The organism is Streptomyces albipurpureus (genome assembly GCF_023701525.1).
Classification (GTDB): domain Bacteria; phylum Actinomycetota; class Actinomycetes; order Streptomycetales; family Streptomycetaceae; genus Streptomyces; species Streptomyces albipurpureus.
Map to the genome: position 1 here is coordinate 61266 of NZ_JAMQAW010000083.1, position 22239 is coordinate 83504.

Here is a 22239-nt window from a genome sequence, read left to right on the forward strand (position 1 = left end):
GTTTCAGGTCACTTCCGATCCCCGCGCCCATCGCGGGAGACGTCGTCGAGGTACTGCGGGCGTCGAGAGCGGCGTGGCGGCGGCGGGTGCCGCCAGCAGCGAGGCGGCCACGGCCAGATGCAGCAGATACGGCGAGGCGTCGCCCAACCCGGCCTCCGTGTACGACGCGATCGCGCAGTAGCTGATCAGGAAGATCGCGCTGGCTCGCTGGAGCGACGGCGGCCGCAGCAATGCGACGCCGCCCAGCGTGATGAAGATCGCCGTCACGATGGCGGCGCCGGTCAGACCCTGCTCGTGGTAGACGGCCAGCCAGCTGTTGTCGATCGGCAGCCCGCCGAACGACTTGTCGCCAAGACCCACGCCGAACAGGTGCTCCGAGGTCGTCCGGGGGGCTGCCAGCAGGGCGTCCCACACCTTGGCCCGACCGGTGAGGTTGGAGAAGTTCTCCTGGCTCTGTCCGCGCAGGAACCACGCCTGGAGCGCGGAGCTGAACGCCACGGCGGCCACCACGGCGCACAGCACCGCCCAGGCGAAGAACCGGCGGGCGGCGGGGCTGGTCAGGACGAGCGAGCTGATCGCCAACCCCAACCCGATGAGCAGTCCGAGGGTGGCCGTGCGGGTATGGGTCAACGCGAGCAGGACGAGCGACGGCACGATGACCACCACCGCGCTGGCCCGATCGGTCCTGCGGCCCAGTACGAGCAGCGTGGTGAGCCCGATGATCACCGCGGCGTACTGTCCGATCTGCGGCGGGGTGAGCGGCCACAACGCGCCGACCAGCCGCCCGCCGTAGAGCTCGGGTACGGCCGCGCCCGGTGAGATGACCGCGCCCGCGGCCACTGACCCGAGCACCGCGAAGTACATCCGGATGTGGTGCCGGACGAACGTCAGACCGCCGTCCCACCAGCGGCCGAGTAGCCACAGGGTGCCGATGAAGAGCGCCAGCCGGGTACAGCGGAACAGCGCGCCGAACCCGGACACCAGATGCATGCTGGAGATCACGCTCGGCACCAGCAGCAGGGTGAGCAGGAGCACGAAGGCGCTGGCCCGGACGCGCAGCCGGAGATTGAGCGTGAGCGCCAGCGCGAACGCGGCGACCAGCGCGCCCATGGTGACCATCTGGATGAGGGAGCGGGGCAGCGGGATGATGGTCTTCGCCCCGGCGGAGCCGAGCGTGTTGAGGATCAACAGCCCCCAGACGATCCCGACTGCCTTCGGTGTACCGGCCGGGCGCGGTTGCGCGCCGGGCCGCGTGCCCGCAGTGTTCGCGGTGTCCTGTCCGCCCGATGGCCCACCGCGCCCCGACTCCCCGCCCATCTCAACCACCGGCCCGTGGGTCGAGGGTGCTGCCCGCGTCCTGCTGGTAGGGCGCGCTCTGCCACTGCCCGAAGTCGAGCACCCGGCTCGGGTCGTGGGCGACGAACTTCCACGGCCCGAGGTAGACGTTGTCGCGCCAGCGGTTGTGCTGCTTGTGGGTGATCGCCTCAGCCACCCGTTCACCCTGGTACGGCGACCAGTCCGGATAGGTGCCGTAGTTGGCCAGCACCGCCATGCGGTCGCACTTCGCCGTGCACCCGACGACGGAGGTGTCCAGCACGAAGCGGTTGTGGTGGATGTCGACCCGCTGGGTCTTCCACCGGCAGTCGGCGAAGAGCGGTGCGGTGGCGATCGCCGGCCGTGTACAGCGGTCGGTGTCCCGCACCAGCAGGGTGCAGTCACCGGAGGAGGTGTTGGCCGGGCTGTTGCAGAACCGGTCGGCGTTCTCCCACAGGGTGATTCCGGACCAGTTGTTCTCCAGCACGTTCCGGTAGATCTCGATCTTGTCCGTGCGGGCGTGGATCCGTGGCTCGCCGCCGGCCTCGGACAGGTAGACGGTCGCGAACGGGAAGGTGTCGCCGCCGTCGGCGTACCGGCGGCCCTCGACCCAGTTGTTCCGCCGGATCGTGTTCTTCCGGATGACCGCGTTGTAGCTGATCTCATAGATCAGTGCGGCACCGTCATTGGCCTCGATCACATTGTCTTCGATGCGGAAGTCGTTGTTGTTGGTGTCCGCCCATAACCCGGCTCCGCGGTTGTCGTGCACCCAGTTGCCCCGTACGTCGGCGCCGTCGACGGCCCAGAACTTGACCCCTCCGGTGCAGCCGCAGCCAGGCCGTCGCCGCTCCCAGTCGTCGGTGTTGTTGGCCACGATCTCGTTGCCCTCGACCACCAGGCCACTGACCCGACCGGTGCCCTTGTAGGCGTTCATGCCGTACTGGCCGTTGCCGCGCAGGCAGTTGGCGCGGACCCGCTGACGGGCACCGACCATCAGTCCGGCGCCGGAGTTGTGCTGGATCTTCGTGTGCTCGATCACCCACCCGTCGGCCGAGTCGTGGTTGACCACGCCCTCGTTGTGCGGCGCGACAAAACCCTCCACGGTCAGGTGGCGGATCGTGACATCGCTTGCGGTGCCGCCGAACGCGTACTGGTTGGTCTTGCGGCCGTCGAGCACCGCGCCCGGCGCGCCGACGTAGCGGTTCCCCTTCTTGGGGATGACCTGGGAGTAGCGGTCCGGCTCAAGCCTGTGCTTGCCAGGTCGAAGCCAGAACGTGGAGTTCGGGGGGCTGCTCAGGGTCTTCGCGGCCAGGTCACCGACGACCGCGGGGTCGACGGTCACCGCGCCGGCCGGCGCCTTCGCCGGCCCGGCCGCTGGCTTGGCGCACACCCGGGCCACGGACCGGGCCCCGGACGCGGATGGCGCGACGGTCGGCTCCGCCGGGGCGCCCTGGGTGCTCACACAGCCGGTCGCCGGCAGGGCCAGTGCCGCCACCGGCAACGCCCAGTTCCGCCACTTGATCCCCACGCGTCCGTCCCCCCTAAGCGCTCATGTTCGGATCGATCCTGCCGGGCTCGCTCCCCTTGGGCCTTCGGCCTGGGAGGGACCCCCAACCCCGCGTTGTCGTCAGTCGCCGACGCTCCGCGCCAGCCCCTCACCGCGGAACCTGAGTACGGTGGTGAACTCCCCCGACAGCGCGGTGCCGTCGGCGAAGCCGGTGCCGACCAGTGTGGTGGTGGGCTCCTTGCGCCCGAAGCCGGCGGAGTACCAGCCCAGCGGCGGGTCACTCTCGCCGCGATGTGCCCGCCAGCGCAGCTGCTCGGGCAGGTCGAGTACCGCGGAGCGGTCCTCACCGTCCCGGGTCCAGGTGAGCACCGCCCGGTTCTCCACCAGGTCCGCGGCGATCGTTGGCCCGAGGTGGAACGCCAGCCGCGCGGCCTGGCGCGGGCCGCGCACCTCGTCGACCACCCGCAGCTCCTGGCTCGCCGCGGTCAACTCCACCCGGCGGCGGTGCACGGAGGGTCGGTAGCCGTCGTGCTCCGCGCACCAGCGGGCCACACTCTCGTCGGATGTGTCCGCGACCAGGACGCGGCTGCGGGCATGCCGGGTCCAGAGGAACGGACCGCCGGAGACGGACTGGTCACCGCCGTTCAGCTCCAGCGTGTTGTGGCCGAGGGTCGACCGGAAGTACTGCCGCCACTCGGGCTGCCCGTGGTAGCAGAACGTCCCCGGGTCGGCGAGCACGTCGACCCCGTCGTGCCGGACCTCCACGGACAGCGCGTCCGCGTGGGCATGCGCGGCGATGGACAGGAAGCCGTGCGGACCGGCGTCGCAGCGGCACCAGATCTCCCCGGGGCCGCGCAGGATGGTGAGCCCCGCGTCGGCGAAGTGGGCCGGTCGGCTTGCCGGGCGGGTCGCGCTCGGCGCCGTTCCATCTTTCGGGTACGGCCGGATGAGGGCGGCCAACAGCGGGGTGCGCACATCGGTGCCGGTCACTGCCGGCCACCAGTCGAGCCGACCGAAAACGGCGTCCCCGGTAGCCAGTAGCGAGGCCCAACGGTCGGTGCCCGTACCGTCCACGACCAGACCGTGCCCGTCGTCCGCGTCCCCCTGGCGCGGCGGCCGTAGCCGGTTGTCCACGATGGCAGCGAGCGCGTCGGTCATGCGCAGCAGCACCAGCCGGACGGACGCGGGAACCGGCACGCCGACGGCGTCCGCCTCGGCCACCGCGGCCAGGCCGAGCTCCAGGACCAGTCCGTGGTACTCGGTGGCCAGCTCCCGGTTGAGGCCGGAGCCGAAGGTGTTGCCTCGCAGGTGCCGCTCCAGCGACCGCAGGGCGTCGGCGCGCCAACGCGCCGATGAGGGGAACCACCCGAACGCGCAGGCCGCGGCGAACTGCCCGGCTGCCTCGGCGATGATGTGGTTGTTCGCGGAAGACCCCCGGCTGGGGAAGGCGGCCAGCCAGCGCTGGTGGTGCCAGATCTGGTTGAGCGCCACCGGGTTGGACTCGAACAGCCCGGCCACGCCCGGCCAGCCGTCGAGCAGCCGGCGTATCCACACCCAGGACAGCAACCGGATCCCCAGCTCGATGCCGCTGATCCAGTGCACTCCGCGCAGCGGCGCGTTGGCCGCCCACCACGACCGCAGGTGCTCGGCCACTCGCTCGGCGTACCGCTCGTCCCCGGTGACCGCGTAGGCGGCGGCGAGCACGGTGAGGTACTGATGCCGGGACAGCTCCCAGATCTGCTTGATGTCCCCGACCGCGTCCTCACTGCGGTACGGCACGTCGAAGGCATAGCCCCACGGAGCCCGGCGCCCGGTCTTCGGGTCGTACCACCAGTCCGGGTCGGACAGGTCGTCGCGGTCCACCCCGAAGTACTCGGCGTGCCCCGCCATCAGCCGGTCCGCCTCGGCGACAAGACGTTTCGCGGCGTCCGGCGGCACCGCGGCGAGCGTTCCGGCGGGCAGGACCGCGGTGAACCGGGCGCCGGTCACGCTCGGGCGGTCCGGCACCGCCGACCGCCACCGCTGCCTGCGCACCGTGTCGCCCACCCGGCCGCCGACCTCCCGCGGTCCCATCCGGGACAGCCGCCGCAGATACCAGCCCATGGAGGTGCTCATCGCGTCCCCGCCAACGTCACCGGCGCACCGCCGACCAGGCTGTCCTGCACGGCGAGGGTGGCCGCCGTGGTGGCGACCAGCGACTCCAGCGGCACCGGCATCGGCCCGCCGGTCCGCACGGCCTTGAGGAACGCGTCCAGCTCTGCGCGCTGGCCCTTGTCACGGGCCTTGGACAGCCGCGAGCTGGTCCACTGCTTGCGGCGGCCGTCGTACACAGCGGCACGGACGAAGTCGTCGAGCCGCAGCACCTTGCCGTCCGCGATCAGGTCCAGCGTCTCCTTGGGGAAGCCGGGCGAGCCGGTGGTGACATAGCTGATGGTGGCGGTGGACCCGCCCGGGTAGCGCAGCACCACCTGCAGGTCCGAGTTGTCGGGCGTGGCGACCGAGTACACCGAGACCGGGTCGGCCGCGAGCAGCCAGCTCGCCGTGTCGATGAAGTGCCCGCCCTCGCCGGCGAACCGCGAGCCCTCGGTGCCCTGCTGGAGGTACCAGCTGCCGTGATCCAGTCGGCCCGCGTTGACCAGGTAGCGGACGTTCGCCGGACCGGTCCGGGCGCCGAACCGCTTCCTGGCCTCCTGCAGCAGCGGCGCGAACCGGCGGTTGAAGCCCACCTGTAGCCGGTCGTTGCCGGACTCCTCCACCGCCGCGAGCACGCCCGCCAACTCGTCCTGGTCAAGCGCCAACGGCTTCTCCACGAACACCGCCTTGCCTGCCAGCAGCGCCCTGCGGGTCAGTTCGGCGTGTGAGCTGTGCCGGGTGACCACGAACACCGCGTCGATGGACGGGTCGCCGAGCACGGCGTCGAGATCGGTGGTCGCCTCGGCGAAGCCGAACTTCCGCTTCGCGTTGACCGAGGACAGCGCCGTCGTGGTGACGACCTTGGACAACTCGACGCCGTCGCGCTGGGCCAGATGCGGCAGCAGCATCGATGTCGCGTAGTTCCCCGCGCCGACGAACGCCAGCCGCACCGGCGCCTTGGCCGACCGGGCCGGGGCGGACACCTCGCCGCCGCGTCGCACCGTGGGCACGGCCACCACCGGGGCTTCCGCCGCGGCTGTGCCTTCAGCGGGGCCGGGGTAGCGGAACAGCACGGCCACCGCCTTCAGGTCGCCGCCCTGGAGGCTCTGGTACGTCTCGACGGCGTCATCGAAGTCGGCGATGTGGGAGACCAGGGGCTCCACGTCGACGGAGCCGCGGGCGACGAGATCGAGGAAGCACGCCAGATTGCGGCGCTCGGTCCAGCGCACATAGCCGATCGGGTAGTCCCGCCCCTCAAGCTCGTACGCCGGGTCGTAGCGCCCGGGGCCGTACGAGCGGGAGAACCGGACGTCGAGCTCCTTCATGTAGTAGGCGTTCCACGGCAGGTCCAGCCGGCACTTGCCGATGTCGATGACCCGGCCACGGTCCCGGCTCAGCCGGGCGGCCAACTCGACGGGCTGGTTGCTGCCGCCCCCGGCGGCCAGGTACACCTGGTCCACACCGTGGCCGCCGGTGAGTTCGGCGACGGAGCTCTCCACGGCAGCGGACGCGGGATCGCCGCAGGCCACAGCGCCCAGGCGCGCGGCGAGCTCACAGCGCACCGGGTCGGGGTCGACCCCGACGACACGGACCCCCGAGGCGGCCAGCAACTGCACCACCAGCTGCCCGATCAGCCCGAGGCCGATGACCAGCGCCACTTCGCCCAGCTGTGACTCGCCGCGGCGCACGCCCTGCAACGCGATCGACCCGACGGTGCCGAAGGCCGCGTGCCGCGGCGCGAGGCCGTCCGGCACCGGCGCGTAGAGGTTCTTCGGCACCCAGTTCAGCTCGGCGTGCAACGCGTGCTCATTGCCGGCGCAGGCCACGAGGTCGCCGACCTTCACATCGTCGATCCCGGCGCCGACCTGCTCGACCACCCCGCACAGCGAGTAGCCCAACGGTGTGTAGGAGTCCAACTTGCCCATCACCTTGCGGTAGGTGGCGGGTACGCCGTTGGTGGCCACACTCTGCATGACCTTGGCCACCTGGTCCGGCCGGGAGCGCGCCTTGCCCAGCATCGACATGCCGGCCTCGGACACCTTCATGAGCTCGGTCCCGGTGGAGATCAGCGAGTAGGCGCTCCGGACCAGCACACCGTCCGGCTTGCACCCCGGCACCGGCACGTCGAGCAGCGCCAGCTCGCCGCTCTTGTAGTTCTGCACAACCTGTTTCACCCGAGCTCCTCTTGATTTCTACGCTGTCAGGCCTTCTGGCTCTGGCCGGAGCCAGAGGTCGCGCCGCGATACCAGTACTCAAGGGTCAGCACATGCCACAGATGCTTGGAGAAGTCCCGGTGCCCGGCGGCGTCCTCGGCGACGAGCCGTGCCAACGCGTCGCGGCGCAGCAGCCCGGAGCTGACGAGCACGCCGTCGTTCACCACCTCGCGCACCAGCGGCGCCAGATCCCTGCTCATCCAGGCGCGCAGCGGGGCGCTGAACAGGCCCTTGGGCCGGTACACGATCTCCCGGGGCAGGATCGAGGCGGCCGCCTCCTTGAGGACGGCCTTGCTCTGCCGTCCGGCGATCTTGCGATTGCCGGGTACGGCGAACGCGGCCTTCACCACCTCGACGTCCACATAGGGCACCCGTACCTCGGTCGACGCGGCCATGCTCGACCGGTCCGTGTACGCGAGGTTCAGGCCCGGCAGGAACATCCGGGAGTCGCCCAGGCACATGCGGTTGACGAAGTCGTCGAGGTCGTTGTCCTGGTAGATGTCCGCGTGCTCGGTCAGCACGTCCTGGACCGTCCCGGCCAAGTCCGGATTGACCAGGGCGAGCAACTCGTCCTGGTCGTACATGGTGTAGCTGCGCCGGAACGCGGTCTCCTCCGGCAGATCGGCGAAGGAGAGGAACCGCTTCGCGAAGCGCACCGACCGGTACCCCCGGCGGGACGTGGCGACCGGTAGCCGGTCCACGGCCCTGGACAGACCGCGCCGCAGGGGCCGCGGGATGCGCTGGTAGCGCAGCGCGAGCAGGTTGGCCAGATGCTTGCGGTACCCGGCGAACAGCTCATCGGCGCCCATCCCCGAGAGCATGACCTTGACCCCGGCCTCCCGGGCGGCCGAGCAGATCAGAAAGGTGTTGATCGCGGCCGGGTCGCCGATCGGCTCATCCAGGTGGTACGTCATCTGCGGCAGCAGGTCGAGCACCTGCGGAGCGATCTCGATCTCCCGCAGGTCGACGCCGAACTGCTCGGCAACCTGCCGGGCATAGCGCAGGTCGTCCGGCATCGCCTCGAACTTGGCGTCCTCGGCGCGGAACGCGATCGTGTACGCGGAGATCCCGGGCTGGTGACGCGCCGCCAGCGCGGTCAGGTAGCTGGAGTCAAGACCGCCGGAGAGGAAGGTCGCCACCGGTACGTCGGAGAGCAGGTGCCGTCGGTTCGACTCCTCGACGATGGCGGCCAGATCCGGTTGCTCGCCGCTGCGGGCCCGCTCCTGGCCCTCGGCGGCGACGTCCCGCAGGTTCCAGAACCGGCCGCGCTCCACCCGGCCGTCAGGCCGGCACCGCAGCCAACTCCCCGGCGGCAGCTTCTCCGCCTCGCGGAACGCGCAGCGCGAGTCCGGCACCCAGTAGTACAGCAGCGAGGCGACCAGCGCCGCATGGTCCACCTCCAGCGAACCGCCGTTCACGGCGGCGAGCGCCTTGAGCTCGGAGGCGAACATCAGGCCCGCACCGCGCCGGAGCAGGAACAGCGGCTTGATGCCGAGCTGGTCGCGGGCGAGCACCAGATCACCGGTTCGCTCGTCGAAGACCGCGAACGCGAACATGCCGCGTAGCCGGGGCAGGCAGTCCGTACCCCAGCGCCGCCAGGCCTCCAGCAGGACCTCGGTGTCGGAGGTGCCGCGGAAGCGCACCCCGGCGGCCGCCAGCTCGGCACGCAGTTCGGGCGCGTTGTACAGCTCGCCGTTGTAGGTGAGGGCGAGGCCGCCCGAGACCATCGGCTGGGCGCCGGTCTCGGACAGGTCGATGATGGCCAGCCGGCGGTGCCCGAGCTGTACTTCGCCGTCACCGACGGGGTGGCCGTACCGGCCCGCCCCGTCCGGACCGCGGTGGGCGAGGACATCGGTGAGCCGGTCGGTCACGACCTTCCCGTCCGGCCACCGGTAAGTGCCTGCGATGCCACACATGTTCTAGCGCCCCTCCTGGTCGTTGTCCGGGACCAGAGCGGCCGGCATCGACGGCCGCTCCGTCCGCGGCTGGGTGGTCCCGTTCTGCCGGGCCAGCCGCTCCGTGCGCGGCTGGCTCGTCGCGTTCTGCCGGGCCTGTCGCTCGTGCTGGCCGCGCAGCGCGGTGTGCGGCCCGTCCCACAGCGTGCCGTCGGTCCGGTCACGCGGATCCGGGTCGATCAGCACCACACCGATCACCGGAATGTGCTGGTCCGCGAGCTGCCGCGCCACGGTGTGCAGCCATGCGGCGCTGCCGTGCCCGGCCCGCACCACGAGCACGGTCTGGGTACCGAGGTACTGGAGGTCGGTCCACGCCGTGCCGGGTGAGACCGAGCCGACGCCGAGCCGACGCCCCTGATGCGGCACGGCCTCGGCCCGCTCGCCGCTGACCACGGTCGGGTCTCCCGGCTTCGCGCGCCTCTTGGCGAGCTGCGGGCCCGGTAGACCGTCGATGACGACCACGGGCCCCTCCTCCGCCAGGGCCCTGGCGACGTCCAGGGCGATCACGCTCGTGCTGTGGGCACAGCCCAGTTCCAGCAGCGACACCGGGTCGGTCGAGCCGCGCACGGCACGGGCCAGGGTCGTGGTGAGCCGTTCGCGTGCCGCCCGGGTACGCCGCCGCTGCCAGAGTCCGACCGACCGGCGGGGCGTGCGGCGCAGCTCCGCGATCACCGAGGCGCCCAGGTTCGCCGCGATCTCCCGGCGCAGCACCGGCCGATCCGCCACCACCGTGCCGACCGCTGCCAGCGCGAGCCCGAGGAAGAGCCCGAGGGCGAATCCGATCGCGGCGTTGGTGGCAGCGGTCCTGGGCAGGGAGTGCCGCACCGCGCGCGGTGCGTCGACGATCTGCGTGCCGGCCACGAGCTGGGGCGTGCCGGTGCGGGCCTCCGCGGCGCGCTGGTCGAACTCGGCGATCCGCGAGTTGAGCTCGGCCCGGCGGGCGAAGAGCGACTCGATGCTCGCCGACGCCTTCGGGTCGCTCTTCGGCGATCGGTCTCCGATCGTCTTGTTGACCTGGGCGAGCTCTTCCCGCATGCGGTCACGCTGGTCGAGCAGGGCCTTGGCCTCGGCCTTCGCGGCTTCCCACATCCGTCCCACATGGTCCGCGACGAACGCATCGGCCAGCGCCTTGGCGCGGGCCACCGCTTGTGCGTCGGTGTCACCCGTCACACTGATCTGCAGCAGGTTGTTGGTCAAGCCGGTACCCCGGTAGTCCTGCATGAAGTCCTCTGGCTTTTCAGGGGACTTGAGGGACCGCAGGGCCTTGCTGGCGATCCGGGTGGTCCCCAGCAGGGCCACGTCGGTGCGGATCAGTGTTCCGGTGTCGTTGGGCTGGTCGTCCTTGTGCGCGACCAGCACCGTGGTCACCGCGGTCGGTGGCGGCGGCAGCAGGACCGCCACCGCCGCGCCGGCCAGCAGCCCCAGTAGCGCCACGGCGCACCAGAGCCGGCGGCGCCTGCGCACCGCCACCACCAGCGCTTGCAGGTCCAGCAGCGGAGCGGCTGCCGCCGACTCCGAAGTCGTGCTCGATGTCACACTGACTCTCCCGTCGCGCGGCCGCGAGACGCGAGCGCCAGAGTGGCGTTGTCCGGAGGATGGCCGGCGGACCGTGGTGGATCAGCTCGTACCGTGCCCGCGACGACGATGCCGACGACCTCATGCCGGCCGTCCGCACACGCCTCGGCGATGCCGGCGAGCTCTCCCGCGGTCCAACTGCCCGCGCTGAGCACGACCAGGGCACCGGACTCGTTGTCACGGTCCGGCACCATCGGCTGGGAAACCGAGACCTCCACCACCCGCAGCGCGGGGAATCCCCTGCTCGAAGACGTCGGGGAAGGATCGCTCCCGGCTTCGGCGACGAGCTGCCCGGCGGCCCGGTGGGCGACCTCGTCGCCCTCCGGTACGACAACCAACAGCCCTTGAGAGGAGGACATCCGGTCCCGGAGGCGAGCGCACACCCGCCGATAGCGGATCCGCCGGCTCGCCTCGTCGCCGGACGTCTGCGGGATCGGTGTGTCCCACCGGATGTCGATGCCCAGCAGCCGGCGGACCCAAGCCCGCGGGCCAAGGTCCTTCGGTCGTTGCACACGCCGTTCACCAGGCACGTCGACGGTACCCAGCAGCGCTGAGCCCAGCGCCGCAGCGATTTCCGGTTCGGTGCGCAGTCGGCCGTTCCCCCGTGCGGCGGCGAGATGGCCGATGACCGCGAGCAGGAAGAACAGCAGCGCCCCCGCGCCGATCAGTTGCGTCCGCGTCGGCGGTGCCTCGCTGGTCGGCCGGGCCGCCGGCCCCATGACGATCATGCCGGCCTTGTTGGTCGCCGGGTCGGCCTGGTCGAGCTTCTTCATGGCCTCCTCCAGCGCGATGCGCAGCTTTTCCAGCGCGGTGCGGGCCTGCACGCTCTCCACGGTCTGCCCCGGATCGGCCGCGTTGGCCAGTTCGGTGATGCGGCGGTTGGTCTGCACCACCTTCTGCCGCAGCGCCTCGGGCCCCGTAGCCGCTTCCGGATCGGCGCTGTCACCCGCGATCCACGCGGCGAAGGTGACGAGTTGCTGAGCCACCCGGTCGGAGAGCTGCTGAGCCCGCCTCGGGGTGTCGGCCGTACCCGAGATCTTGATGATGTTCCCGTCGGCGGCCTTGGCGCTCACTTGATCCCGTAGCTCGCCGCCGCTGACGCCCGCCCAACCGAGGCTGGCAGCCGCGCGGTCCACTACCGCCGAACTGGTCGCGATGTTCACCTGGGTCAGCAGCTCGCGCTCCTCCCACTGCCCCGGCAGCAGTACCGATGCCGAAGCCGTGTAACGCGGCGGAAACAGCACCGAGGCGCCGTAGCCGACGAGCCCGCCCACGACGGCGAGGACGGCGAGAAGCCGCCAACGCCGACGGAGAATCCGCCCGATCGTGACCAGGCGTATCGTGTCATCGCTCAATGGAGCGGCCTCTTCCCGGTTCTGACCGGGTCGACCGCCGCACCGGAGTGTGATCACGACACGCAGAGGCGTAGGCGGCGAGCAGCGATTGCTGGGAGTTCCGCCAGGAGAGCTCCCCGCTGATCCGCTCCTGGCCGATCTTCCCCATCCGGGCCCGCTTCTCCGGATCGTCCAGCAGCAGCGCGATGAGCTCGGCGAATTGGGCCTCGTCGTTGGCGGGCGCGTAGAGGGCGGCGTCACCTGCGGAGACTCGCGCCTCCCGGAGGTCGAACGAGACGATCGGTCGGCCCATCGCCATGTACTCCAGGACCTTGTTCATGGTCGACACGTCGTTGAGCGGATTGCGCGGGTCGGGGGAGAGGCACACATCCGCGGTGGACAGGTAGCGCACCAGGTCGGCGTCCGGAACGCGCCCGGTGAACTGCACCTGATCAGAGAGCCCGAGCTGCTTGGACAGCTCCACCATCGCGTCGAAGGCGTCACCGGCGCCGACGAACACCGCATGCCAGTCGGTCCGCCCGAGCTCGTCGCGCAACTTCGCCAGGGCCCGCAAGGCGTAGTCGACACCGTCCTGAGGGCCCATGACGCCGAGGTAGCACAGCAGATGAGACTTGCCACGCTTCAACTCGGGCTCGGGCTCCACCGGTTGGAACCGGTCGGTCTCCGGTGCGCTGCGCACCACGAACACGTCCTCCCGCCGCTGACCGCCACGGCGTATCGCGACGTCCCGGTAGCTCTCGTTCGTGGCGAGCACCACGTCCGCCGCCCGGTAGGTCAGTCGTTCCAGCGCACACACGGCGCGGTAGAGCAGGTCCTCGCCGCGGTCGAACCGGGAGAGGTACAGCTCGGGTACCAGGTCGTGCTGGTCGAAGACGAACCGCGCGCCACGCCGCTTCAACCACAGTGCCGGCAGGAACAGCAGGTCGGGCGGGTTGCAGGCGTGGACCACATCGACCGGTCCGACCTTGCGGGCCAGCCGGGCCGTGTGCCACAACGCCGATCCGTACTCCCGCAGATAGCCGGCCGGCCCTCCGGTGGCCGCGCGCAACGGGTAGCGATGTATTCGCACCCCGTCGATCTCCACCTCCAGCTCCGTGTCCCGTTTACTCCCCTGGGGACAGATGACGTGCACCTTCCAGCCCGCGTCGCGCAGCGTCTTGCACTCCTGCCACACCCGCCGGTCGAAAGGCACCGACAGGTTTTCCACCAGAATCAGCGCGTGCCGGTTCGACCGGTCGCCGCTGGCCGTGTCATTGAACGATGTGTCACCAAGCAAGGCCCACGTACCCAGGTTCGGCCCGGCGCGCATCGGCGTCGGGAAGGTGGATGAGATCGATGAGTATCGGGCTCTCGCCATGGGGAAGTGCCGACAGCACGGCCGGATCCCTGGTCCCGATCAGGCACACCTCGGCGTGTTCGAGCACCTCGTCCACGGAGTCCGCGAGCAGTTGCGCGAGATGCGGCAGCCGGGTCTCGATGTACTCGCGGTTCGCGCCGAGCAACCGGGAGAGGCTCACATTGGCGTCGTAGATCCGCAGGTCGTAACCCTTGCCGAGGAGCCTCTCCGCCAGTTCGACGAGCGGGCTCTCGCGGAGGTCGTCGGTGCCGGGTTTGAAGGACAGCCCGAACAGGCCCGCCCGGCGCTTGCCGGTGCGCTCGACCAAGTCGACCGCGCGCTGCAAATGCGCGGAGTTGGAGGGCAGTACGTTGGCGAGGATGGGTACCGAGACATCGGCCCGCTGCGCCGCGTGGACCAGGCTGCGTAAGTCCTTGGGGAGGCAGGAGCCTCCGAAGGCGAAGCCGGGCCGCAGGTAGGCGGGGCTGATGTTCAGCTTGCGGTCGGCCAGGAACACATCGATCACCTGGTGCGAGTCCACCCCGAGCGCCTGGCACACCGCGCCCAGCTCGTTCGCGAAGCCGATCTTGAGGCCATGGAAGGCGTTGTCCGCGTACTTGATCGCCTCGGCCGTGGGGATCGGCACCCGGAACACCTCGCCGGGTAAGCCCTCGTACAGTGCCGTCACCGCGTCGCCGCTTGCCGGGTCGAGCTCGCCGATGACGGTCTTCGGCGGGTCGAAGAAGTCCCGCACACTCGTGCCCTCGCGCAGGAACTCCGGATTGACCGCGACCCCGAAGTCCACCCCGGCCGTGCCACCGACGTACTTCTCCAGAATCGGTACCAGCAGTTTCAGACAGGTGCCCGGGAGCATGGTGCTGCGGAACACAACGGTCTGCCACCCACCCCGCTCAGCCAGTACGGCGCCGATCTGCTCGGTGACCCGCTCCAGATATGTGGTGCACAGGCTGCCGTTGGACTCCGACGGTGTGCCCACGCAGACCAGCGACACCTCGCTGTCCATGATCGCCTCGCGGACATCGTCGGTGGCGCGTAACGCCCCGGTCCGCACGACCTCGGCGATGAGCTCGCCGATCCGCTCCTCGACCACCGGGGCCTTGCCGTCGTTGACCAGGTCGACCTTCACCCGGTTCACGTCCACCCCGATGACCTCGTGACCCATGCTGGCCAGGCACGCGGCCGACACGCAGCCCACGTAGCCGAGACCGAAAACGCTGATCCTCATGACTCGTCCTTCCCCCCAGGCAGGCCCTCCCGGCCTGCGGTCCGCGCACCAGCCGGATGACGACTCCCGCGCATCAGTAGGCCCCCTGCCCGTACAGCACCGCACGCAGCGTCTTCCACAAGATCACCGTGTCCAGGGCGAGTGACCAGTCCTCCACGTACCGCAGGTCCAGCCGGACCGCCTCCTCCCACGGCAGGTCGCTGCGTCCGCTGATCTGCCACAGGCCGGTGAGCCCGGGCTTGACCAGCAGCCGGCGCCTGATGTCCGGGCCGTACGCGGCGGACTCCTCCGGCAACGGGGGCCGTGGACCGACGAGCGACATCGATCCGGTGAGCACATTGAAGAGCTGTGGGAGCTCGTCGATCGAGTACCGGCGCATCACCGCTCCCACCCGGGTCACCCGCGGATCCCGGCGGAGCTTGAACAGCAGGCCGGCGCCCTCGTTGCGGTCGGCCAGCTCGGCACGTGCCCTGTCGGCCCCGGCGACCATGGTGCGGAACTTGAGAATGGTGAACTCGCGGCCGTCCTTGCCGACCCTGCGCTGGCGGTAGAAGGCCCCACCCCGGCTGTCCACCAGCACCAGCAGTCCGGTGAGCACCATCAGGGGTGCGAACAGCATCAGCAGGATCGCCGCGCCCATCCGGTCGACGACCGCTTTGACCGCCCGACGGCCCCCGGTGAAGGCCGGCATGCTCACCCGCAGCAGCGGTATCCCGAGCACCGCGTCGACGTGCAGTCGCGGGCCGGCCACCTCCATCAGCACGGGGGCCACGACCATCTCGGCATCGCTGCCTTCGAGGTTCCAGGCCAGCCGTTGCAGCCGGTCCGGTGACCAGTGCGGGTCCGGTGTGACCGCGACGACACGGTAGCCGTCGCGGCGGACGTGATTGGCGACGTCCGCCAGTCGGCCGACGACCGGCACTCCGCCCAGTTGGTTGCCGTCGAGCCCGAGACCGTCCGTCGTGCACACAGCGTCCACCCGCCAGCCCAGGTGCGGGGACTTACGGGCTCGGGTGATCAGGTCGAGCACGGTGGCCAGGCTCCCGGCGGCGAGCACCGGTCGCAGACACCGCCCTTCCTTCCGCTGTTTGTGCAGCCACAGGCGCAGCAGATACCGCTCGGTCATGGTGATGAGCGCGATCGCAGGGATCGCGACGAAGATCCAGAGCTTGATGTTGCGCGAGGTGAGGGCGATTCCGCCGAGCGCCAGGATGACGGCCGCCGCGAACAGCGAGCGCCCGAGCCGGCGGAACTCCTCGGCGCCCTGGCCGAGCACGGCCGGAGTCCACGCCCTGCTCACCGCAAGCGCTCCCAGCACCAGCAACTCGGTGCCGAATGCCAGGATTCCCCACTTCTCGTGCCAGTTGGCCGCGTCCCGGGCCCCGAAGAAGTTGCCGATCGCCGCCACCACGATGGCGGTGGCCACCGTATCGCTGATGATGACGGTACGGCGGTACCGCTCCTCCCAGTCGATCGCGGGCTGGCTGATCGTCCCGTTTGCCAGACGCTCACGCGCCGACGGAAACGGGTTGACTAATTCCCCCTGCTCCACAGAACCCCCCAGGTCCCCAGCAGTTCGACGTATTCGCCTAAGACTGTTCCTCCTCACGGGAGGCCCCCGCCTCCCGCGCCGCGCTGTTCCTCCCCACGGCAGGCCCCTGCCTCCCGCGCGCATGACATCTCGGCCAATTCAGCGATATGTGAACAACCCACCCTGGCGGCACCGGACTTGCCCGTCCTGCCAGGCTCTTGAGGTGTGTGGGAACCCGTCGAAACCTTGGGTGCTCCCCGCACCCAAGCCCCCTCCCGGGCTCCAAGAATTGATCACCCCCACGTCTGGGGGCAGGGACACGACTGCTGTCTCTTTTTAGGGTCGAACCTATAGATCATTGTTGTTCGCCTTGTGCCCGAACATCTGAAGCACGGTCAATCTAGACCATCGGGGCCAGCATGAGGAGGGGATGTGTGTAATTTGTGCTGAGGCTTGAGACTGGGTCCGCTGACCGGTGATCGTCCACGGGTGTTGTGAGGACGATGACGTGCCTGGTGACCTGTGATGATGGGTTGTCTGGGCTGCCGTCACCGGGACCAAGAGGCCTACGGATACGGACAGTTGGGCCGAGCCCGGGCGCGGTCGCGCCCTCCGGCGAGAGCCTCGTGGTGGAGTGCTTCGGCGTCGGCCTGCCCCGGGCGCTGGCGTGGAGGCGATGCCCGCAGGCCACCGCACTGCGCCGGCACTCCGCCCGGCTCGACTCGGGCGCGGTTTCCCGGCTGTGGCAAACCGGTGAGCGGCAACAGGCCTTCTATGCGGCCCAGTTCGGCGATGACTCCGCTCTGGTCGTGCACCACGATGGCCGCTGTGGGGTCCCCGGGGCGGGCGGGGCGTGGGTGACGGGATCCATCCGCTCGGCCACGTGTGATGCCCCGGACACAACGCCCCCATCCGCGATGCTCGGACACAACAACCCAGGGGAGCGCCTTCCTTCCGGTGGTGAACGGCCTCATGGTCCGACCGGGGTCGCCCACCGTCCGCCGACCAGGGCGCGTTGTCGAACTGTTCGTGGGTAGTGCGGAACCCGGCGGCGACGGGCCTATGAGTCCACCACCCCGACCGGGCTTTCGCCGGGGTGCCGGAGCGGGTGCGGCTGGCGCGTTCGGCAGTGACTCACGCCCGGCGCCCGCCCCGCCACAACAGCCCCACCACATCAACCACAGCACAACGGTCCCACCGCATCGACCACCGCGCGGCGGCCTCAACGCGCGTGCCCCTCAGGTCGGTTGATCCATCCCGCCATGGCCCCGGGACCGCCTGGACGATCCGGACCCTCCCGGTCCGCCAGTACGGCTCTCCGCGGGGTCCGAGGAGCCCCTGTGGTCGCCCCGGCTGCTTCGCCGGGGTCGCCGGAACCGGGGATCGGCAATTCGGGTGGATCAGGAAAGCGGTTGCTTCGGTTTTCGGTCATGTTTGTGCCCTACATGTAATACGTCGAGGGGTGCGGAGTCCTGAAGGATCTTCACGTGGGGATCACGTCCGCGGGGGAATCTCCTCTCTACGGGGGAGCGGGGTGCTCGCTCGGAGCAAGATCGATGACGACGGTCCGTGCGCGTCCCGCCCGGATGTGTCCGTATGTCAGCCAACCGAATGAGTACCCCTACACCGGTGATCACCCTCCGTGTTGGTATGGCCAAGGCGGTCCCGCTGAATCCTGGGCCGCCGTCATTCACAGCTCTGGGGGTTGTCAGTCATGTCCCAACTCACCCGTCGTCAGGCCGTGGGCGCCGTCACCGGCGCCGCCGCGGCCGTCGCACTCACCGGTGTGGCCACCGCCTGGGCGGACAGCGCGCCGGCCAAGGGCAAGCACGAGGGCGCCGCACCCGGCGGCCGAGGCAAGGACGAGTCCTTCGACGAGGTCTTCCAGGGTCGGCGCATCCAGGGGGAACCCATGGGCGGAGCCGGGGGCCACGCCTTCGGACACGGCGAACACAGGGCCCACCGAGGGCACGGTGATGTCTACCGCGTCCTGATCGACGGTCGGGAACTCCAGGTGATGCGGCACGGGAAGAGCGGCTGGAGCAGCGCGATCAACCACTACGAGAGGTTCGCGACCCCGCTCGACGCCGCGCGTACCGCGGTCACCTCACTCAAGGGCGCCTCCGTCGTCCCCTTCGATCCCAACGTCTGAGCCGGGAGCAGCCGCCATGACCGTACGCAAGAACCAGGCGAACCTCACGTCCGCCGAGAAGAAGGCATTCGTCGACGCCGTATTGGAGGTCAAGCGCATCGGTGTGTACGACGAGTTCGTCGCCGCCCACCGCCTCCGCTTCGCGCTGGACATGAACACCGGCGTCTACGTGGGCCACTTCGGCCCGTCGTTCCTGCCCTGGCACCGCAAGTTCCTCATCGACTTCGAGAACGAGCTCCAGAACGTCGACCCGTCGGTGTCGATCCCCTACTGGGACTGGACCTTTGACAACACCGTCGCCGCCTCGGTCTGGGCACCGGATCTCCTCGGCGGCACTGGACGCCCCCTGGACGACCAGGTCATGGACGGCCCCTTCGCGTACTCCGCCGGGAAATGGCCGATCAACATCCAGGTCGACAGCCGCCCGTTCCTCGCCCGCAATCTCGCCTACCGCGTCCCCACGCTCCCGACCCGGGCCGAGGTCGACGCCGCCCTCGCCATGCCCACCTACGACTCCGCGCCCTTCCGCGACGGTTCGGCGGGCTTCCGCTCCACGCTCGAAGGCTCGGCGGGATACATGAGCATGCACAACCGGGTGCACACCTGGGTCTGGGGCCAGATGGAGTCGAGCGTCTCCCCGAACGACCCGGTGTTCTGGCTGCACCACGCGTTCGTCGACAAGCTCTGGGCTGATTGGCACGCGCTCCACCCGACCAGCGCCGAGTACCTCCCAGCCGGAGGCACGGTCGATGTGATCGACCTGAACGAGACCATGCCACCCTGGACCAACACGACCCCGCAGAGCATGCTGGACCACACTCTCTTCTACACCTACGCCTGACGGCCTCCGAGGGCGGACGCCAGCAACGGCGCCCGGTGGATCCGCGCCCGTGAGCCAGCTCGGCCGGGATCCCCGCGGCGATGACGCGTCCGCCCTCGTCGCCACCGCCGGGCCCCAGGGGCGAGCGCCGCGCCGCCGAGAGAGACCACTTCCTGGTCCGAAGGCGCCGCTTGAACGATCCGCTGCGGCGATCTCCTCGGCGGTCTCGTCCATCGGCAGGGTGGTCTTCACCCTCTTGGGACCGGCGCCCGGGGACCGGTCGGACGGCGGCGAGATCGGCGTGGATCTGGCCGGTTCAGGTTCTCCCCGAGGTGCCCGCCGGGCGGCGTTGGAATGCTCGGGGTGGCCTGGGTGACCCGGCAGCACGCGGTGAGTTCGGAGTTGGTTACCGAAGGAGGCTTCGTCTGTTCTTCGGCCGCGCCCTCCCCGGATGCGGACCTGCTCGGCGACTCGGGGCGGGTCTCCCGCGCTCGCGGCTCGCGGTGGCGGCGACCGCTTGCTCCAGCGGGGCGGTGATGTGCGAAGAAGTCCGGATCGGTCAGGGGGGATTCATGGGCATGCGGTCCACCTCTTGACAGGCAGCGGGGCGGCTGGATTACTGGGCGTGCGCCGCACGCTAACCGAATGTTCGGTCGGGATACAGGGTGGTGAGGACAGCGACGCAGACCACTGATTCGACGCTTGCGGAGGCGACCCCCGCCGAGGGCCGGGATTCCCGGGTTCCCCGCACCCGACCGCCGGCACGCCGCGGCGAGTACCGGCCGGCGGAAGACCGTGACGCCGGTGAAAGCGAACGGGCGCGAGGCCGCCCGTGACGGCTGTCCGTTCCTCTACGCCGTACCGGGCCCGATCGTGTCGGGGTACCGGGCCCGGCCGCCGAGGCCGTGACCGTCGTTTCCCGTCGGCAACGACTTCGCGGTCCAGGCCCGGGAAGGCGGCACTCGTCGGCACCCGCGGCGGAACGCACCTGGTTCGCCCCAACCGCAGCCACGACAGGGGCATCCGGCGTGTCGGCCGTCCACCGGACGCAGCCGCCCCTTCCGGGCACCGACATCACCCGTGCCCCGGACGGGGCCGCGCCGCGCCGAGAGAGACCCATGCCAACAGAGCGAGAGGTACGACGGTGACCAGGGCACCGCGCACGACGACGAAGGAGCCGCGATGAGCAGCGAACACATGGGCACGGCGGACCCGGCCGGGGACTCGGCGGTGGACTCCCGCCCGGGCGGTCACCTGGGAGAGGCGATTCCTGCCGGCCTGCTGGACGACGGCGAGCGGTTGACCCGCGACCGGCTCCGGGAACTCCAACTCGACCGGCTGCGGGCCACCCTCCACCACGCCTACGAGAACGTGGAGCTGTACCGCCGCAAGTTCGACGCCGCCGGGGTCCGGCCGGACGACTGCCGGTCGCTCACGGATCTGTCCCGGTTCCCCTTCACCACCAAGGCCGATCTGCGGGACACCTACCCGTTCGGCATGTTCGCGGTGCCCATGGCGGATGTACGGCGTATCCACGCCTCCAGCGGTACCACCGGCCGCCCCACCGTCGTGGGCTACACGGACGACGACCTCTCCATGTGGGCGGATGTGATAGCCCGCTCCATCCGGGCGGCCGGCGGACGCCCCGGCCACAAGGTGCACATCTCCTACGGCTACGGCCTGTTCACCGGCGGACTTGGCGCGCACTACGGCGCCGAAAGGGCCGGCTGCACCGTGATCCCGGCCTCCGGCGGGATGACCGCACGCCAGGTGCAGATCATCCAGGACTTCCAGCCCGAGATCATCATGATCACCCCGTCCTACATGCTCACCCTGCTCGACGAGTTCGAGAAGCAGGGCATCGACCCCCGTACCAGTTCTCTGAAGGTCGGTATCTTCGGCGCCGAGCCGTGGACCGAGGAGATGCGCCGGGAGATCGAGGAGCGCGCGGGCATCCACGCCGTCGACATCTACGGCCTCTCCGAGGTGATCGGCCCCGGCGTCGCCCAGGAATGCGTGGAGACCAAGGACGGCCTCCACGTGTGGGAGGACCACTTCTACCCCGAGGTGGTCGACCCGCTCGCGGACACCGTGCTGCCCGACGGCGAGGAGGGCGAACTCGTCTTCACCTCGCTCACCAAGGAGGCGCTGCCGATCATCCGCTACCGCACCCGCGACCTGACCCGGCTCCTGCCCGGCACCGCCCGGCCCGCCTTCCGCCGGATACAGAAGATCACCGGCCGCTGCGACGACATGATCATCCTGCGCGGGGTGAACGTCTTCCCCAGCCAGATCGAGGAGATCGTGCTGCGCACCCCCGGCGTAGCGCCGCACTTCCAGATCGAGCTGACCCGCCGGGGCCGGATGGACCATATGACCGTCCGCGTCGAGGCACGGCCCCAGGCCGGTCCCGGGCAGCGCGAGACAGCCGCCCGGTCCATCGTGCAGAGCGTCAAGGACGGAGTGGGCATCACGGTCGAGGTGGGGATCGTCGACCCCGAGACCCTGGAGCGCTCACTCGGGAAGCTCCGCCGGGTCAAAGACCTGCGCCAGCCATGACAGCCGCCCCCGGCGGCCAGGCGCGTACGGCACTGTCCGTGCCCGGCCGCCGGGGCTATGGAGCATCGGCCTTCTCGATCGGCGATCGGCGGTGCGAGCGCGCACCACGGTCTGATCGCGCGGGAGGCAGCCCATGGCCACCACTACTCCTGACGTGAGCACAGTGAGCGGTTCCCGGCGCTGGTCTCCGACGCGTTCGCCCCCCAGTGCGTCCGCCCTGACGAGACCACCACCGCCGAAAGCCCCGTTCCCGCACTCGGGAGCGCCAAGCCGGGACAGATCCTGGTCACCCGGACCACCGGCGGCCCGTGCACGGTGCCGCGCACCCCGCCACTCATCGGCTCGGGCGACCGGGAGCTGGTGAGAGTCGCGCTGCACGGGTGAGGACGGGCAGGTGTCGAGCGGGATGGCCGCCCATGCCCTCCGCCCGGCCGACCCGCGTCGCACCGGCCATGTCGGTGGCCGCCCTACCGGGCTTCGGCCTGATGGCCCGCGGCCTCGCCCGAGGGCTGGGCGAGCGGGCGTTGGCCTGTCCCCCTACAG

At 70.2% G+C, this 22239-nt stretch carries 12 protein-coding genes and 1 pseudogene; 3 read left to right on the forward strand and 10 right to left on the reverse strand.

Translation table 11 applies throughout. From position 1 onward, the window contains the following. Window positions 1-3 precede the first annotated feature (3 nt). From NBG84_RS36455 to NBG84_RS36500, 10 genes and pseudogenes are all read right to left on the reverse strand, one after another. Window positions 4-1317, reverse strand: coding sequence for an O-antigen ligase domain-containing protein (locus NBG84_RS36455; protein ID WP_250924039.1), 1314 nt, complete (start codon window positions 1315-1317; stop codon window positions 4-6). Window position 1318: 1 nt separating this feature from the next. Then, on the reverse strand, window positions 1319-2842 hold the full coding sequence (locus NBG84_RS36460; protein ID WP_250923994.1) for a right-handed parallel beta-helix repeat-containing protein: 1524 nt from the start codon (window positions 2840-2842) through the stop codon (window positions 1319-1321). Window positions 2843-2941: 99 nt separating this feature from the next. Beyond that, window positions 2942-4936 carry a heparinase II/III family protein gene (locus NBG84_RS36465; protein ID WP_250923995.1) on the reverse strand — a complete coding sequence of 665 codons (1995 nt, stop codon included), beginning with the start codon at window positions 4934-4936 and terminating at the stop codon, window positions 2942-2944. Continuing rightward, window positions 4933-7128 (reverse strand): bi-domain-containing oxidoreductase, encoded by a 2196-nt coding sequence (locus NBG84_RS36470; protein WP_250923996.1) that lies wholly within the window; start codon window positions 7126-7128, stop codon window positions 4933-4935. The genes NBG84_RS36465 and NBG84_RS36470 overlap by 4 nt, the downstream gene beginning before the upstream one ends. A 26-nt stretch (window positions 7129-7154) precedes the next feature. Then, the gene (gene asnB, locus NBG84_RS36475; RefSeq protein ID WP_250923997.1) at window positions 7155-9083 is read right to left on the reverse strand and encodes an asparagine synthase (glutamine-hydrolyzing); all 1929 of its coding nucleotides are present in this window, start codon (window positions 9081-9083) and stop codon (window positions 7155-7157) included. A gap of 3 nt (window positions 9084-9086) precedes the next feature. Beyond that, entirely contained in the window at window positions 9087-10658 is a 1572-nt protein-coding gene (locus NBG84_RS36480; protein ID WP_250923998.1) for a Wzz/FepE/Etk N-terminal domain-containing protein, read from the reverse strand. Further along, window positions 10655-12052 (reverse strand): Wzz/FepE/Etk N-terminal domain-containing protein, encoded by a 1398-nt coding sequence (locus NBG84_RS36485; RefSeq protein WP_250923999.1) that lies wholly within the window; start codon window positions 12050-12052, stop codon window positions 10655-10657. Before NBG84_RS36485 ends, NBG84_RS36480 begins: the two co-directional genes overlap by 4 nt. Next, window positions 12049-13361: pseudogene (locus NBG84_RS36490) on the reverse strand (glycosyltransferase family 4 protein). The gene NBG84_RS36485 and the pseudogene NBG84_RS36490 overlap by 4 nt, the downstream one beginning before the upstream one ends. Then, entirely contained in the window at window positions 13318-14634 is a 1317-nt protein-coding gene (locus tag NBG84_RS36495) for a nucleotide sugar dehydrogenase (RefSeq protein ID WP_250924000.1), read from the reverse strand. The pseudogene NBG84_RS36490 and the gene NBG84_RS36495 overlap by 44 nt, the downstream one beginning before the upstream one ends. Before the next feature lie 73 nt (window positions 14635-14707). Then, a complete protein-coding gene (locus NBG84_RS36500) occupies window positions 14708-16186 on the reverse strand; it encodes a sugar transferase (RefSeq protein WP_250924001.1) in 1479 nt (492 codons plus the stop codon). Window positions 16187-17879: 1693 nt separating this feature from the next. Here NBG84_RS36500 and melC1 point away from each other — a divergent pair. The 3 genes from melC1 (at window position 17880) to paaK (ending at window position 21696) form a co-directional block, all read left to right on the forward strand. Beyond that, entirely contained in the window at window positions 17880-18317 is a 438-nt protein-coding gene (melC1, locus tag NBG84_RS36505; RefSeq protein ID WP_250924002.1) for an apotyrosinase chaperone MelC1, read from the forward strand. Between the two features lie 16 nt (window positions 18318-18333). Continuing rightward, a complete protein-coding gene (locus NBG84_RS36510; RefSeq protein WP_250924003.1) occupies window positions 18334-19158 on the forward strand; it encodes a tyrosinase family protein in 825 nt (274 codons plus the stop codon). A 1176-nt stretch (window positions 19159-20334) separates the two neighbouring features. After that, window positions 20335-21696, forward strand: coding sequence for a phenylacetate--CoA ligase PaaK (paaK, locus tag NBG84_RS36515; protein ID WP_250924040.1), 1362 nt, complete (start codon window positions 20335-20337; stop codon window positions 21694-21696). Window positions 21697-22239 lie beyond the last annotated feature (543 nt).